Origin of the sequence: Microcoleus sp. LEGE 07076 (assembly GCF_015207455.1) — a bacterium.
Classification (GTDB): Bacteria; Cyanobacteriota; Cyanobacteriia; order Cyanobacteriales; family Microcoleaceae; genus Microcoleus.
Genome location: NZ_JADEWV010000144.1, coordinates 1 through 15,518, shown reverse-complemented (window position 1 = coordinate 15,518; position 15,518 = coordinate 1). Strand labels below are relative to the sequence as shown.

Annotated in this window: 14 protein-coding genes; 6 read left to right on the top strand and 8 right to left on the bottom strand. The window is 45.2% G+C overall.

Annotated features, from left to right (window positions below):
• Window positions 1-47 precede the first annotated feature (47 nt).
• Window positions 48-1,370, top strand: coding sequence for a GYF domain-containing protein (locus tag IQ270_RS21070; RefSeq protein WP_193975167.1), 1,323 nt, complete (start codon window positions 48-50; stop codon window positions 1,368-1,370).
• Between the two features lie 348 nt (window positions 1,371-1,718).
• Here IQ270_RS21070 and IQ270_RS21065 read toward each other — a convergent pair whose 3' ends face one another.
• Window positions 1,719-4,034, bottom strand: a complete 2,316-nt coding sequence (locus tag IQ270_RS21065; RefSeq protein ID WP_193975166.1) for a protein phosphatase 2C domain-containing protein — start codon at window positions 4,032-4,034, stop codon at window positions 1,719-1,721.
• A gap of 287 nt (window positions 4,035-4,321) precedes the next feature.
• Here IQ270_RS21065 and IQ270_RS21060 point away from each other — a divergent pair, with 287 nt between their 5' ends.
• Window positions 4,322-4,459: a hypothetical protein gene (locus IQ270_RS21060; protein WP_193975165.1), complete on the top strand. Its 138-nt coding sequence runs from the start codon at window positions 4,322-4,324 to the stop codon at window positions 4,457-4,459.
• 267 nt (window positions 4,460-4,726) lie between these two features.
• Window positions 4,727-5,035, top strand: coding sequence for a hypothetical protein (locus IQ270_RS21055; protein ID WP_228056560.1), 309 nt, complete (start codon window positions 4,727-4,729; stop codon window positions 5,033-5,035).
• Between the two features lie 234 nt (window positions 5,036-5,269).
• On the opposite strand, the gene IQ270_RS21050 is transcribed toward IQ270_RS21055, so the two are convergent.
• From IQ270_RS21050 to IQ270_RS21035, 4 genes are all read right to left on the bottom strand, one after another.
• The gene (locus IQ270_RS21050; RefSeq protein ID WP_193975164.1) at window positions 5,270-5,614 is read right to left on the bottom strand and encodes an NAD(P)H-quinone oxidoreductase subunit M; all 345 of its coding nucleotides are present in this window, start codon (window positions 5,612-5,614) and stop codon (window positions 5,270-5,272) included.
• Between the two features lie 143 nt (window positions 5,615-5,757).
• Window positions 5,758-6,279, bottom strand: coding sequence for a hypothetical protein (locus IQ270_RS21045; RefSeq protein ID WP_193975163.1), 522 nt, complete (start codon window positions 6,277-6,279; stop codon window positions 5,758-5,760).
• A 281-nt stretch (window positions 6,280-6,560) separates the two neighbouring features.
• A complete protein-coding gene (locus IQ270_RS21040) occupies window positions 6,561-8,546 on the bottom strand; it encodes a pentapeptide repeat-containing protein (RefSeq protein WP_193975162.1) in 1,986 nt (661 codons plus the stop codon).
• Window positions 8,547-8,575: 29 nt separating this feature from the next.
• On the bottom strand, window positions 8,576-8,794 hold the full coding sequence (locus IQ270_RS21035) for a hypothetical protein (protein ID WP_193975161.1): 219 nt from the start codon (window positions 8,792-8,794) through the stop codon (window positions 8,576-8,578).
• A gap of 92 nt (window positions 8,795-8,886) precedes the next feature.
• On the opposite strand from IQ270_RS21035, the gene IQ270_RS21030 reads away from it, so the two are divergent.
• Window positions 8,887-9,666 (top strand): ion transporter, encoded by a 780-nt coding sequence (locus IQ270_RS21030; protein ID WP_193975160.1) that lies wholly within the window; start codon window positions 8,887-8,889, stop codon window positions 9,664-9,666.
• Window positions 9,667-9,953: 287 nt separating this feature from the next.
• On the opposite strand, the gene IQ270_RS21025 is transcribed toward IQ270_RS21030, so the two are convergent.
• Both IQ270_RS21025 and IQ270_RS21020 read right to left on the bottom strand, forming a co-directional pair.
• Entirely contained in the window at window positions 9,954-11,330 is a 1,377-nt protein-coding gene (locus IQ270_RS21025; RefSeq protein ID WP_193975159.1) for an ATP-binding protein, read from the bottom strand.
• A gap of 112 nt (window positions 11,331-11,442) precedes the next feature.
• A complete protein-coding gene (locus tag IQ270_RS21020; protein WP_193975158.1) occupies window positions 11,443-12,798 on the bottom strand; it encodes an ATP-binding protein in 1,356 nt (451 codons plus the stop codon).
• A 376-nt stretch (window positions 12,799-13,174) separates the two neighbouring features.
• Here IQ270_RS21020 and IQ270_RS21015 point away from each other — a divergent pair, with 376 nt between their 5' ends.
• A complete protein-coding gene (locus tag IQ270_RS21015; RefSeq protein ID WP_193975157.1) occupies window positions 13,175-13,375 on the top strand; it encodes a hypothetical protein in 201 nt (66 codons plus the stop codon).
• Between the two features lie 113 nt (window positions 13,376-13,488).
• Here the strand turns inward: IQ270_RS21015 and IQ270_RS21010 are convergent, their stop codons facing one another.
• A complete protein-coding gene (locus IQ270_RS21010) occupies window positions 13,489-13,863 on the bottom strand; it encodes a DUF1257 domain-containing protein (RefSeq protein ID WP_193975156.1) in 375 nt (124 codons plus the stop codon).
• A 301-nt stretch (window positions 13,864-14,164) separates the two neighbouring features.
• Here IQ270_RS21010 and IQ270_RS21005 point away from each other — a divergent pair, with 301 nt between their 5' ends.
• Window positions 14,165-15,364: a WD40 repeat domain-containing protein gene (locus tag IQ270_RS21005; protein WP_228056558.1), complete on the top strand. Its 1,200-nt coding sequence runs from the start codon at window positions 14,165-14,167 to the stop codon at window positions 15,362-15,364.
• The last annotated feature ends 154 nt before the right edge of the window (window positions 15,365-15,518 follow it).

Here is a 15,518-nt window from a genome sequence, read left to right as displayed (position 1 = left end):
ATCGCAGATGGTGATGCACGGGTTTTGCTCTATTTTACCTGTTTTTTTTGCACCTGACTTGCATCGCACCAGTTCTTAACCCATGCCACGTCAAGTGCGACCGATATATTCAGCAAGCCCTAACTAAAGTTACCGAGTGGGTGGAAATCCGCCGCCACAACCAGCCGCCCCCGACTGTATCGGCTTGGCTGCATTGGAGAGAAGGTATCATCGCATTTCTGACGCTACCTGCCGCGATCGTTATGGGAATTCCGGCGATCGCACTTTTGATGCTGCCGATGCGCGGATCTTCGGGGGCGCTCGTTGCTTTAATTTTAGGAACTGCTATATCTTCTGCTTATTTGTATCACTTCCGTGTTGCAAAGCTGTTTAAAATTCTGCTCAAATTCTTCTGGATTTTATATGCAGACTTGCTCAAAACTTTGCAAATTTTATTGGTGCCAGCAGCAACAGGCACGCCGTTTTTTATTCTAACTATTGTCACTGCCACAATGGTGCCGAGACAGCTAATGCCGCTGACAATATTTGTGTTAGTTGTTTGCGTGTTGCTGAGCGGGATTGTGGGATATGCAGCCTTGCAATATTGGTCTGCACATTTGGTTAATTGGGCTGGGACATGGTGGCCTGTTGGTTCCCCCGGTTACAGCCGGATTCAAGCCAGAAAAGCCTGGAAACACAACAAAACAGCAATTAGCCAATCTTTTGTGCGGCACTCAACCAGTTGGCATTTAGCGGCTAATGACGGGACTTATTTAATTTATTTCTATTTGATAGCGCTCGGATTCAGCGCGATCGGTTATTTTTGGTTTGGAGAACACTCAGAATGGTTAGAGACAGAAGAAGAGATGTTAGGATCTGCAACGGCGCTAGTTTGGGTGGCGCTGTGGCATTTCTGGGGGTGGCGGAGCGAAGTAGCAATTGCTAGCAGCCAGTCCTCAACTAAAACTTCAGACAAAAGGCGATCGTCCAATTCTCATTTACCGGCTGCCGATCCGGTTGAAGTCGAACTCAATCAGATGTCGGCAGAGTTGGGCAATACTCGGATGAGACCTGTAAGAAAGTCACAATCACCAACTCAAAAGTCACAGTCACCAACTCAAAAGTCACAATCACCAACTCAAAAGCCAAAGTCACCAACTCAAAAGCCAAAGTCACCAACTCAAAAGCCAAAGTCACCAACTCAAAAGCCAAAGTCAGAACAGCCTCAATGGTATGTATTCCGCAGCGGTAAAGCTGAGGGGCCTTATACCAAAGACCAATTGCCAGATGTGCAGAAAATTAGCGATCGTACTAAAGTGCGCCGGGGGGAAGCCGAGTGGCAGCGCGCTGGTGAAATTTCAGAATTAGCGCTGTTTCTGACTCAAAAATAAGGCGCGATCCCGAAACGATTTTTCTCGGCGGGGCATAACGCTTCTGCACAGCTTGCAATATTCAGGTCGAACGGATTTTTTTCAATAAACTTTCGATCGAGTTGAGAGTTCGGATCGTTTGTTCTCTGTCCGCCAAATCCTTTGATTGAGTTTATTTATGGGGATTTTCTCTAGCAAACCTGCTGTTTTCCTCCTGCTTCCTTAAGAGTCGGCAAAAGTTGGGGTGCAAAATGTTGGTTCAAAAGTTCGATCGTTCCGAATGCAAGTCCTGCGTATAAACACTCTCGATCGCCAGTAACTAACCTAACTTGGTATAATAAAATACTAATGACCGATGACTGACGATAATTAATTAGGATTGGGATTTGAGTCATGACCAACAGCGCATTTCCCCTGTCGAGCGGGGTTGGGAGTCGGGTTATTTGCTACTTTAGAAAGGGCATCTTGTTCTTGAATCCATCCGATTTCTCCCGCTTGCAGCTTGGCGATTTCTACTGCAACTGTTGGCTTGATCTCGGGGGAAGGCGAGGGACTTGCCATAGCAGCGGGAGATGGACGGATCTCGGGTTGCGAAACAGCCGAAAAATCTTTATTTGACTTGGGTTTGGGAGGGTTTGACACTATTTCAGGAAGCGAACAAACTTTCAATTCCAGCCAATTGCCTTGAGGCGTAAGCTGTTTGTTTGTCACCTGCAAAACGCTGCCGGCAGGGACTGTTCCTTTGACGGTCAACTCACCGATTGCGGCTCGCAAATCCAAGCTATTGCCCTTATTTCCCAATTCCTCAGCTGCAGAATTTTTGATTTCTATAAACGAGCCTTTTTCTAAATAATTGACCGGAGAAGGTATAGATTCAACTGTTTTCTCCGGCTCGCTTCCAGCATTAATCAAACCGCGTTTACCGAAAATCGATTCCCCGGCAGTATCGATCGCCCGACCCACCGGAGGAATGAAAAAATAAGCAAATACACCTCCCAAACCTAACAAAAAAACTATTTTTACCAACAGTGAAAATAGATTTTTACCTTTGTCCGGCGGCTGTAGCAACTGCGTTTTTAGTTGAGAATTCGCATCGACAATAGCTGTGCTGTCGGTCAAATCGGTGGGCATATCTTCGCTGTCGGCAATTAGTTCGATCGGCGTATCTATTGGTGCGACAGACAATTCTGTCAAAGTATTGCCATTTTCTCTCAAATGTGCTTGACAGTGAATCAAAGCCACAGTGACGTTATCGTGACCGTTTTTAGTATTAGCAATCTCGATGAGTCGATCGCGCGCCTTCCCCACACCAATGCTACCGTCGAGAATTGGCAAAATTTCCGCTTCCCAACATTCCTCAACTCGGTCTTTATCGCTCAAACCGTCGGAACACAGCAGCAAAACGCAATCCTCATCCACCGGAAAGCGCTGCACGGTTGGGTGCAGGGTGTTCGAGGAAGTAATGCCCAAAGCTTGAATCAGAGCGCCGGCGGCGACTTGTTCCAAAGCATCCCGGTATAGCGAGTAACCCAAACGCACCTCGCGACAAGCTACATCGTCATCAAGAGTAACTTGATAGCAGCCGGTGCGGGTAATCCAGTAAGCCCGACTGTCTCCGACGTGGGCGACGTAGAGTTCGTGAATGTGAGCTAAACCCATAACTAAGGTAGTTCCCATCCGCTGGCGACCTTGGCGGTGTTCGCTGTCGTTGCGACTGGCTATTTTGTCGTTAGCAGCACAAGCGGCCCGTTCGAGCTTGGAAGTCAGGCTCAGCGGGTCCCAATTAGCTTGATGCAGGGGCATTTGCTGCAACTTTTCTTGAAGCACGCCAATCGCCAATTCCGAAGCGACTTCGCCGCCGTCTTGTCCGCCGATGCCGTCGCAGACGATCGCGCAAGCCGACGAGCCCGGGGAGCCGGTGAATACGGTACCGCTGGGCGGATAGCAAGCGTCTTCGTTGTGAGCCCGCGCTCTACCGACATCGGTGCCGGTGGCAATTTCAATGTGACGCTCGTAAGAGCGGCCGCATTTTGCCAGAGCTTTATCCAACTGGCCCATCAGTTGTTCGCCGTGGCGCACTTGACCTGCGACCATTTGCTGGCAAAGTTGCCTCAAAAAATTGGCGCACGTCGGGTGAGCGTCGTCGATCCACTGCTGCCACAATTTGCCCAACTGCGACAAACTAGGCGGTTTGCGATCGGGCTGCAATTCCAGAAACTGGACTAATTGTCCTGACACCCGCAGCAGTTCTGGAGTCAGCAGGGTCGAAGCCACGCCCTGAGCGATACAAGGCTGCCACAACTGGGCAATTTGCCACAGCCAATTTAGCTGTCGCATCGCGGAGGCTCCTTTCCAGGACTCCGCCAATTCCGGCATTAAAGATTCCGTTACCTTGAAAATAGGCGCGTTTTCCAGCAGCCAGATATCTCCAGAGAGTTTGCTCCTCTGGGACGATACCAGCCCGTATACTTGAGGTACGTGCAACTGATAGGCAAACAGTCTCAAGTAAGGAACGATCGCACTTGGAATCTCTTCGGGCAGTTCCGGCAAGTCTTCGGGTTGAGTATCGACAAGAAGCCGATCGTGTTTGACCAAATAGCGACCCGCGATCCGATCGCCTGGTTTGCACGCTTTGATCCCTTCACCTATAGCCCACAAGTAGTGTTTTGGCACAGAGTTTTGCATAAGGGTTCCTGACGCCTTTGGGCCCAGTGGTGATCTGAACTATTTTAGCGCTTGAACCTCAATGGGTTGATATGTGGCGATTATATGACACCCCCGCTTTTTGTGCAGAGGGGGATTCTTAAGACTCAGCAGTCCTAATATCTTGATTTTTCGGGTTTCCAGGGTCGCCACCTTTGCACTTTGGTAGTGCGCGGTGACATTTTGTGACAATGTTTGCGACTTGACTTTCCCCCAGTTGAGTAGTAGGTTTTAATGTCTTGTACTGACACAAACAGTCTATCATTTTGTTGACCCCGAATAAATCTGGCGATCGGCTTTCGGGGTGCGACGGCTTTCGGGGCGCGGCCGAAGTCAGGAGGCTGGAAAACAAGCTGTTTTCAGGATATTCCTGGGAGTACCAACCGACGAAGCAATCTCCGCCGTGAAGCAAATTGAGATTTTAGACGAACTCTGATGTTACGATGCAGATACGTACAAATCACCTGAGCTTTAGGTATAAATAAACAACAATTTTCGGTTGTGTCGATCGGGCGATACGTGCCTTCGGAGTTTGGCTGGTCAAGTTAAATTTAACCTCACCCAAAAACGGATACCAGCCCCCCAGATTCATCTGTCGAGTCAATCTCAAATCTCAAATCTCAAATCTCAAATCGAATGACCGGGCCGTCGTGCAAGCTGTTGAGTTTTTAACCATGCCCCTACATGAGTCCAGCGCCTTTGGCGAGAATTTGCCCGATCCGAAGCTGCTACCTCCATTTGAGGTAGACGAAATGCTGATTAGGATTCAGCGTTCTCACAGTTACTATTACAAAGTGATGAATCTTGAAGTTTGGGCGCTGGTGGAAACCTTAGATAAGATGTTTCCTGGCGCGTGGGGTCAGTTTATGGCTAACCGCCAAGTTGCGGTAAAGCAGTTTTTGGATCGATCCCCAAATTGTGCGATCGATCCCAACGATACTGGGAAAGACCCAGAAACGAATGGGAGCGAGGAAAAAAATTGAAGCAAGTTCGTCTTACTCGCCAGATAGGGAATTGAGCAGATTTAGTCTTGGACGCACAAGTACCCGTCACCTTGGTTTTTTACCCAAAATGTTCGGTAAGTCCTGGGATTTAAAGAATTTAACGCCTCAATGTGGAGGTTCGAGGGTAGAAACAAGAGGGAATAGCCGGGATTTTGTTCCCTCTGGGAGAATCCCCTCTAGCCTTCTCCCCGAATCCCCTCTCCCGAAATCTGGTTACAAGTGAATTTTCGCGTCAACTCGGGGAAGTCCCATGCTGTAATTGACAGCGCGGCTGTTGAGGTTGTAGCTGATTTGGCCTTTTTGCAAGAACGATCGCACCAAATGCTCCAATTCCGAACCGATGCGGCGGAGGTTGTACTCTGTCAAGTCTTCGCCCTCATAAGCGTCTACGAGTTGGTCGAATTTGGCATATACCTGTTTGACTGACTCGTCGTTCCAGTTGAGTTCGTTGTCCGGGTCAATGTCCAGTGTCAAAAGGTCGTTGCTGGGTACGAGTTCGTTGTCTTCGAGAATGGCGGTGTATATGCGAATATGGCGGGTTGTGGACTTGAGCTGCATGAGTTTTTATGTGTAAAGATTTTTTCCTGAACTTATTGTAAGGGGTCAGAGATGCGCGGGGAACTGGGATCGGGAGGATTGAACCGCGAAGGGGCTTTCGTGCGCGTGAGGAAGTGAGGGAGAAAGGGGGCGAAGGGCGATCGTCAATTTCTCGGAATCCCGAAATCTTTTAATTGTTGTGCCGTCCAATTTTTGTAATATTCAGTTTTCTCTAAAACATCGGAAGCCGGCTTCAGCTTAGAATTTACTTGAACCGTGAAGCCGGGATACGGCATCCTCCTAGTATAAAGCCCGTCAATATTAAAATCTTCTTCGGGATGAGTGTGAAAAGCTAGCAAGCCCAACTCAGAAATCTGAGTGTTTAATTTGTCCATCAATTCTTTAGTTTGCGGTGCACTAATCGCAGTTTTATCGGGATTAATTACTAACATTATTTCAAATTCGGAATTAGCAAATTCATGAATCGATTTCATGATAGTAGAATCTGCCTCAAACTCAGTCAGCGCTGAAAACCGCTCGATTTTGAATAAAATTTGATTGGCCAACCGTGCTTTTTTAGCGAAGGGACAAATCGGTAAATCGCTGAAAACTGGATGCGGTAACTCGACAAACTCCTTCATCCATCTGAGGGTAGATTCTATAATTTCCGTGTCAGATTCATTCATCGAAAATCTATGTATTTGACATTTCACACTAATTATACTCTATTTCTAGGCTGGCACACCCCACCATTGGTGTCAACTTAAGGCTGAAACCCATAATAAATGTCACTTGTATCGAAGTCTCGATCCCCCTAAATCCCCCTTAAGAAGGGGAGTAGGGGTTGACTTTGAGAATGCTCTTGTCCCCCCCTTTTTAAGGGGGGCTAGGGGGGATCTCCGGGTTAATAAAACACGCCCTAGTCCTTCCATTTCTAAGGACTCAATTCGTGAATACAAACATTAATTCATTCGTGAGTTGTGCCGTCTGGCATAATTGCGCCTGCAAGTTTTGCCGTTTCCAGATTTGCCACCCCACTTAGGTTTGCTCCCTTTAAGTTGGCTTTTTCGAGATTTGTACAATTCAAATTTGCACCGCGCAAATCGGCTGATGTAAGTGTTGCCCCACTCAAATTTGCGTACACTAAACTTGAGCCGCAGAGATTAACTTCAGTCAAGTTGGCCCTACTCAAATCTACTGAGTCAAGCGCTACTCCCACCAGATTTACGCCAGTCAGATTAGCATCGCTGAAGTTGGCACGGGCTAATTTTGTATCTTTCAAATTAGCGTTGCTGAGGTCGGCCGCAACTAGGTTAGCGTACTCTAAATTTGCCTGTTTCAGGTTTGCTCCGCTCAAGTTTGCCACAGCTAGTTTCGCACCTCGAAGGTTTGCTTTACTCAAGTTAGCTTCACTTAGGTTTGCTGTAGTTAGGTCAGCATTATTGAGATTTGCTTCACTCAAATTTGCTTCACTCAGATTCGCCTGAAGTAGTTTTGCGGCCTCCAAATTTGCTTTGGTTAAGTTTGCACCGCTCAAGTTAGCTTCACTCAGGTTGAAACAATTCAAGTCAACACCAGCTAGGTTTAGGTTGGAAAGTGAAGCATCAGCAACGATTAAGTAAGCACCTGCTTTAACAGGGTCAAATCCTCTGGGGAAGATAGTCTGTGCGTTGCACAGCGCTTGTTCAAGTTTTGCTCCTTCAAGGTTTGCCCCTTCAAGGTTAGCCTCGAATAGGTTGGTATTACTTAGGTTTGCATTACTCAAATCAGCATTTATCCATTGTGATTTTCTCAAATTTAACCCCGTTAAGTTTGCTTTACTGAGGTTTGCCCTGTCGAATTTTGTCCCCAATAACAAATGAACAATACTGAGATTTACGCCACTCAGATTAGATTCACTTAGGTTTGCAGAATGCAGATTTACTTCACTTAAATTTGCATTTATCAATTGTGTTTTCCATAAGTTGGCTGAGCTGAGATTGGTTTTGTGAAAGTTGGCATGACATAAATTTGCCTCACTCAGGTTAGCGCCAAATAAGTTTGCTTCAGAAAGTTCTGCACGGCTTAGATTAGCCTTACTCAGATTGACATAATGCAGGGTTTTTCCGCTCAAATCCACTCCGGCTAAGTTAATTCCTGTAAAATCTCGTTCTCCCTCGTTATATCGCCGGCAAAATTCCTCAGCAGTGATAGCTAGTTCCTGACTTTCTGGAACAGAATCATCCACATCTTCCTCAACTTCCAAGTGATCCGCCTTCACAGGATTAGCAACAGACTCTCCCGCTGATTTTTCCCGCAATTGGTTGTCCACCCGATCGCTAAATTGCCTCAAAACCTCAGCATCATCAACCTTGTCAGCAGCACTCGAGCTTTTCTCAACCGCATTCTCAACATAATACTTGTCCACAAAACTTTGCAACCCAGCATTATATCCCTGTCCTACAGCCTGAAACCTCCATTCGCCATTCTTCCTGTACAAACGTCCAAATTCTAAAGCCGTTTCTTGAGAAAATATCTGATTTAAATTGTACCGAACCAATTCATTTCCAGTTTCCGAATTGTAAAGCCGGATAAAAGCATTTGTAACTTGACTAAAACTTTGATTTTTTTCCTGTCCCTCGTGAAGAGTCACAACAAATACAATTTCCTGAATTGCCGAATTGATTTTACTCAAATCCAGATAAACCGTCTCATCATCTCCCTCAACTTGTCCATTCCTGCTGTTACCTGAATGTCGCGCCGCACCGTCCGGCGAGGTCAGATTGTTGTAAAATATAAAATACTTTTCATCGGGAATGCGACCGTCCGCCCCTAACATAAACACAGATGCGTCAATGTCGCAGTTTTGTGCTGTCTGGCTGACTTGCCACCCCAGGGCGATCGCCAATTTTGAGAAATTAGGAACTTCCTGAGAAACGTTGAACCTTTCACCCTTAGTTAATTCGATACTCATGTGCGATAATTCCCTTACCTCAGAAATAGTCAAAACTCAAACCTAGCGTCACAAAGTGCGATCGACTTGTAGGGTGCGTCAGACAAAGTTCTTGAGAGACGATCGAAGATTTTGATTCTGACGCACCTTACCAATAGTGCGATCGACTTGTAGGGTGCGTCAGACAAAGTTCTTGAGAGACGATCGAAGATTTTGATTCTGACGCACCTTACCAATAGTGCGATCGACTTGTAGGGTGCGTCAGACAAAGTTCTTGAGAGACGATCGAAGATTTTGATTCTGACGCACCTTACTAATAGTGCCAGTCGCGTAAGTCCTAATTGTATTAATTATTTCATCTATGTTAACCAGATCGCAAATTCGATTTTATCTCGAAGACATCGAAACCCCAATTGGTAGAAGCGTCAATTTAACTCTTACCGGGCTCATTCTCCTATCTTCCGCCAGCTTCATCGCCGAAACTTACCCGCTTGCGGAAGCTGTTAGAATTAAATTGGAAACTCTCGATACGGCCCTTTTAGTTATTTTTGTAGTTGAGTATTTACTGCGGCTGTGGTGTGCCGAAAATCGAGTCAAATTTATTTTTAGCTTTTTTTCAATTATTGATTTGCTGGCGATTATACCATTTTTACTTGGATTTGTCAATATCAGTTTTATTCGGATTTTTCGCTGGTTTAGAATTCTCCGACTCATCCGATTTCTGGAATTAAAAATTTCTGTTTTCCGCATCAGCAGCCAAGATGGGGCGATTTTTGCCCGAATATTGTTTACTTTGCTGGCGATAATTTTTGTTTATTCGGGTTTAATTTATCAAGTCGAAAATCCCGAAAATGCCGCCGCTTTTGGGACTTTTTTGGATGCTGTTTATTTCTCGGTTGTCACTATGACGACGGTGGGATTTGGCGATGTTACTCCTATTTCGGAATCTGGCCGTTTTTTGACTATTTTGATGATTTTGACTGGAATTGCCCTGATTCCTTGGCAATTGGGGGATTTGATTAAACAATTAGTTAAAACGGCTAGTCAAGTAGAAACTGTTTGTACGGGTTGCGGTTTGTCTGTACACGATGCTAATGCTAAATTCTGTAAAATGTGCGGCAATCAATTGGATAATGGTTGACTGTTGACTGTTGGCTGTTGGCTGTTGACTGTTGACTGTTGACTGTTGACTGTTGATTGTTGGCTGTTGACTGTTGACTGTTAGCTGTTGACTGTTGACTGTTGACTGTTGACTGTTGTTATTTTTTAACAGCAACAAATAACAAATAACAAATAACAAATAACCAATAACCAATAACAAATAACCAATAACAAATAACAAATAACCAATAACAAATAACCAATAACAAATAACAAATAACAAATAACCAATAACAAATAACAAATAACCAATAACCAATGACTTCTTTAAGCTAATGGTAACAAAATTTCAAATTCGGTGCCGCGGCCTAATTGCGATCGCATTCTGAATGCACCGCCGTGTTTGCCCGTCACGATTTGATAGCTAACTGCTAAACTCGTTTCTTTGAGGGCGCGTTTTTCAGTAGAAAATGATTCTATGATTTTTTTGTACTTGCTAGGTGGCATTCCCGGCCCGTTATCTGCTATGCAAATTGAAACCCAGCGCTCGTGAAGTTTGTCCAAGTCGATCGCGGGTTCGGGACAGCACACTTTAGTTGTAATCTCAATTTGAGGCTGGCGATCGAAGTCTTTGATTCCTCCCCCATTGAACTCTTTCGCCAATTCTTGACCGACTGCTTCGTTGATTAATGTATGAATAGCATTGGTCAAGATATTCATAAATACTTGGTTTAGCTGTCCTGCATAGCACGACACCGGTGGCAGGTAGCCGTAGTTTTTCACTACTTTGATTTCTCTGGTCAAACGACTTTTGAGCAGCGAGAGTATGCTGTCTATGTTGGCGTGCAAGTCTGTGGGTTTCGGATAAATATCGTCGATGTGGCAGAAGTTTTGCAAACTGGTTGCCAACTTGCTCAAACGTTCGGCTCCTGCTTTGATGCTGGCAACAGTTCGGAGGAAATCGCTTTGCAAAAAGTCGTAGTCTATCTTTTCTTTGATCCGTGCTATTTCCGGCGGTGGTTCGGTACAGTGCGCGTCGTAAACTGAGAGCAAATCCATTAAGTTTTTGCTGTAGTCGCTGACGTAGGTTAAATTCCCCCAAATAAAGCCCACTGGATCTAAAATTTCGTGGGCGACTCCGTTGACTAAACGGCCTAAACTTGCCATTTTTTCGCTTTGAATCATTTCTGTTTGGGCTCTTTCGTAGCGGACTTGAGTTTCTATGCCGCGAATTTGCCAGTAGGCGATGTTTAGTGCGTGAGAGTCTAAGAGGCGGTAAGATTGGGAGTCTATTTGGACGACGATTGGTTCTGACTGCAATTCGGGCGATCGGCGCAGAGCTTGCGGAGCTGCTGTCAAAATAGTTGTACTTTCTGGGAGCAACAATGTTTCGACGCGAGCGTAACTGTAGAGAACTTTTAGGGGCAGGTGCAAAAATAGCTCTGGGCCTTGGGGTTTGAGCAAATATTCCAGCAGTTGTCTGCGGGATATCATGCCAGCAAACTCTCCTGCTTCGAGCAAGACGACTCCCGGCACTAGGGGATGCTGTTCAAAGATTTCGGCTGCAGATGCGGCCAAGCAAGTCGATTTTACCTGAAATTCATACAGGGGCAAATCCCAGAGGGTTGATTCTAAGGAAAGGTCTTGATGGCTGCCTTCGGAGAGTGAAGGGCTTTGTAGTTTGGAACTGAATTTATTTGCCACTGGAACTTTTAGTTGCCGAAACGCCCGCTCATCCAAATGAAATGAAACCCTGCTACTAAGCTAGCTTACCATTTTACCGCAGGAGCGAACCTGGAAAATGTTCTTGAGTTAATCATGTTTTGCCAGCTATTGGCAGCAGAATTTCAAATTTGGTGTTCTGGCCAGGTTTGGATCGCAATGAAAGTTCGCCGCCGTGCTTTTCTGTGACGATTTGATGGCAGATAGCCAGCCCCATACCAGTGCCTTTACCTGCTGGTTTTGTCGTAAAAAAGGTGTCAAATATTTGCTGCTGATTTTCTGGGGGAATGCCGGGCCCGTTATCGGCAATCTCAATTGCTGCCCGCTTGCCGTGTTCGGTTTCTCTGACTGTAGTGGTAATTTCGATTTGAGGCTGCCAGTTGTCCTGGCACTGGGTCTGTATTTCTCTATCTGCTGCGTGCTCTATCAGGGAGTCTAGAGCGTTAACTAACAAATTCAAAAACACCTGACTCAACTGACCGGAGTAGCCGCTAACTAGGGGCAGTTCGCCGTAATTTTTTACGACTTGTATGTTATTTTTAAAGCGATTTTTTAGAATTAACAGGGTCATTTCCAGGCATTCGTGAATGTCTGTCTCCACTGGCTTGGTCTCGTCCATGTGAGAGAAGTGGTGCAGCCCGTTAACTATTTTTAGCAATTGCGAAGCTCCCAACTCCATCCCTTCTAAGGTGACGGGTAAATCTTCTTGTAAAAAATCAAATTCAATTTCTTCTTTGAGGGCATCAATTCGGGGACACGGTTCGGAATATTCTTCTTCATAGGCTGACATTAGCTGCAACAAGTTTTCAAAATAGGACAGCATAAAAGTCAAATTACCCCAAATACAGTTCAGCGGATTTCTAATTTCGTGGGCTACTTCTGCGACTATCCTCCCCAAACTAGCCATTTTTTCTGTTTGGATGAGTTTGGATTGTGTTTGTTGTTGGAGCAGCTTGTTTGTAATTTGGTGAATTCTGGACTGAGCAACCATTAGTTGGTGTACGTCTAAGAGTTTGTATGTCTGGGGTGCTACTTCCACTACTACGGGTTCGTGAACTAATTCTGCTGACCTGTAAAGAGATTCCTGGGCTGCTTCTACTATTAATTTACTGCCGGGAATCACCAGTAACTCTTGCTTGGAAAACCTGTACAATACCTCTATCGGTCGCTTGAAAAACATTTCTAACCCGTAGCGGCGGTTAACTTTTTCAAAAAAATGACGCCTGGATATGATGCCGACAAAATTACCCCGATCGGTCAAAATGACGCCTGGAAGCATGGAATTTCCTTCAAAAGCCTGGGCTACTTCTTTTGCCTGTTGAGTTAATTCAACTTGGCAGTTGTAAAGAGGCAGGTCTAGGAGAGTTGATTCTAACGATATATTCCAAGTACAAATCTCAGGTATATGCAATACTGATAACTCCGAGCTAGTCTCACGCACAGCCAACATAGATGAAACCCCTGTTAATTTTTGTATTGATTGATAACTTAAGTTGCTATTAATTGGTAGCGGGTAATTGCTAATTTGTCATAGTTTAACCGCACCCGACGGGAAAAACCCGATCGCACTAGCATTGTCTGCTAACGATTTTGTTTTTGAATCAATCTTATACGATCGAAGCTTTTGCGGAACTTACGGAACTTTGCTTTAAACTTTTTACCATCATATACCTTGCAATCGCGTGTTTTCCGAAAATCGTAAAAATCTATCTATAGATTTGTGTAATCTGTTACATTATTTTACGCTGTTGGTAGGGAATTGGAGAACAGCGATAGAGGATTATCGGTAAATACACTTACATCGTTCGAGGGTTTGACGGGCACTCTTGGCATCGTTTCAGAAACTTGAGGCGCTAACGCTGAAGACTTGCCGCAAGAATCCGGATTTTACTGTTGCTGCGCGGTGGCTTTCGATCGATCTGGTTTTGGTCGATCGCCCGTCTCTGCGCGCCAGCATTTACAGCCTATTCCATGTAAATGTAGTACAGGCACGGTTTCTCGAACAGAATTCAGTTTACAAACGATAACTGCAAAGAAACCGGGCGACGACGAGAGTGTGTACTCGATCGACCTGACCGATCTCATATTTATTTGTACCCACCTATTTTGTAGATAAAAACGAGTTAGTCAAGCCCGAGCCTTAGACCCATCTACCCACAACAACCCTCACCGTTCCATCTGCCAAAGTTTCCTCTTCTTCAACATGAAAACCCTCCGACTGCACCGCCGCCATCAATTGGTGACGCGCGTATCTCTGACTAATTGAACTGACAAATTCCTGCTGGTTAATTCTAGCGCCCCAAAAATCCGCCACCAATTCGTAACGATCTCCATTTCGACGAAAACCCAAATCGTAACCGTTGGATTGCCTAATCACGTACTCGGCATTTGTTTTGTCGCCCCGATAACCCCGCACCTGCACATTCGACTCTACGTTATAACCCAGCTCTTCCAACACTTGATGCAGCAGTTCGCCGTTTTTGATTTGAACCTCGATCGTTGTGAAGTGTGACATATCACTTTCAGATTTTTGTATGAAACGCTGATTTCATTATAATAGCATAAACAGCTACCGTCAATAAATTAGGACTTGTGCTGTCCCACCAAATTTTTAGAATAAGTATAAGGCTTTGCAGACTTGCACCTGCACATCAATCCGGTTGAATAGCGCTTTGGTATGCAGCGTTATGTAATTACAAAACTTAAAAGTTTCACTTAATAGCTTAGTTGCAAGAAAAGCCACTTTAAGCCACCCACACAAACCATTAGGAAATAATTATTTCCGCATTATACAATTTAAAGATTTCAAAGCAAAAATGGAAAATAGTATGATGACAGACAATTCTAACCAACCCAGAGAATATGATGCCGTCCTCGGTGGCAAAAGTCAAATCCCGAGTTCCGCCGCTGTTTTGGGAGGCATCGCCGGTCTCAAGCAGCGCTGGCACAGTCCTAGTATCGAGCAGCGCATTGCCGCCGTTAAAGATGCTCCTAAATACGGAGGTGCTGGTTTAAATTTAGCAATTGAGGCGCTGCTTGACCGGACGCTTGAAGTGCAGCGAGTTGCTTACGCAATTTTGCGGCAAAGGACGGAACCTTTTGTCCGCCAAGCTTTAAAAGAATTCGTCCCTTACCAGCTTTTTGACTGCATCCGCACTGTGAAAACTGGGACAAATGTGGCGATTAGTCCCGGAGGAGTTCGCACTGCAAGTTTACACGGCAAAATAATTAGAATTTGCGATTTAGAGGCAGGAGAAATACTTTATACTGTTGACAAGTATCCTCGCGCTAAAGAAACTTTTGTACTTGGCCAAGAAACTGAACTTTTTGTAAGGAGTAGAAATACTGCGAAACACCGCGCGATCGAAATTTGGCACGGAGGAGAATTGCGCTATACTGGCCTCGGACACGAAGCGGATATTACAGCAATTGTCATCAGTCCTGACGGTCAATTTGTCGCCAGTGCTTCGGAAGATACTACTATCAAAATTTGGAATTTAGAAACTGGAAAGTTAATCTGTACTTTGGGGAGTCATTTAACTTGGGGAGCCCACAAACAAGGAATTACGAGTCTTGCTTTTAGTCTCGCACAAACTCTGGCTAGTAGCAGTTCTGACGGTACGATTAAACTGTGGAACCTCCGCCGCCGAGAATGCTCCCAAACAATTAAAGGCTATGCGAATTGTCTGGCTTTGGGTCCAGACGGGCAGACTCTGGCGGAGGGCGGCTGGGACAGAAACATTCAACTGCGCCAGCTATCTAATCCTGATCGTTCGATCGCTCTGCAAGGGCATTTTAATTCGATAAATGCGATCGCCTTCAGTCCCGACGGAGGCACTGTTGTCAGCGCTAGTGCAGATGGTAATATCAAATTTTGGAATGCCAGCACGGGCGAACACATTCACACTCTCACCGGACATCAAAACTCTGTTACTTGTGTTGCTTTTAGCAGCGATGGCGAAACAATTATCAGTGGCAGTTTAGACAAAACTGTCAAAGTTTGGGGAGTCATATGATTTGAGATTTGAGATTTTAATAATTGAATAATTGGGAATGACTGATGAAGCTCGCGGTTAGGAGCATCTTAACGATCATAAAAAACGTTTTTGTTTGAGTGCTGTCCTCGCTCCCCTATATACAGATAGCGGGGACATCTCAATCATATAGAGA

Coding starts and splice junctions, on each gene's coding strand:
- IQ270_RS21045 (WP_193975163.1), bottom strand. CDS start 6,279: ATGAATGAATCTGACACGGAAATTATAGAATCTACCCTCAGATGGATG.
- IQ270_RS21055 (WP_228056560.1), top strand. CDS start 4,727: ATGCCCCTACATGAGTCCAGCGCCTTTGGCGAGAATTTGCCCGATCCG.
- IQ270_RS21005 (WP_228056558.1), top strand. CDS start 14,165: ATGGAAAATAGTATGATGACAGACAATTCTAACCAACCCAGAGAATAT.
- IQ270_RS21030 (WP_193975160.1), top strand. CDS start 8,887: ATGTTAACCAGATCGCAAATTCGATTTTATCTCGAAGACATCGAAACC.
- IQ270_RS21065 (WP_193975166.1), bottom strand. CDS start 4,034: ATGCAAAACTCTGTGCCAAAACACTACTTGTGGGCTATAGGTGAAGGG.
- IQ270_RS21040 (WP_193975162.1), bottom strand. CDS start 8,546: ATGAGTATCGAATTAACTAAGGGTGAAAGGTTCAACGTTTCTCAGGAA.
- IQ270_RS21050 (WP_193975164.1), bottom strand. CDS start 5,614: ATGCAGCTCAAGTCCACAACCCGCCATATTCGCATATACACCGCCATT.
- IQ270_RS21020 (WP_193975158.1), bottom strand. CDS start 12,798: ATGTTGGCTGTGCGTGAGACTAGCTCGGAGTTATCAGTATTGCATATA.
- IQ270_RS21010 (WP_193975156.1), bottom strand. CDS start 13,863: ATGTCACACTTCACAACGATCGAGGTTCAAATCAAAAACGGCGAACTG.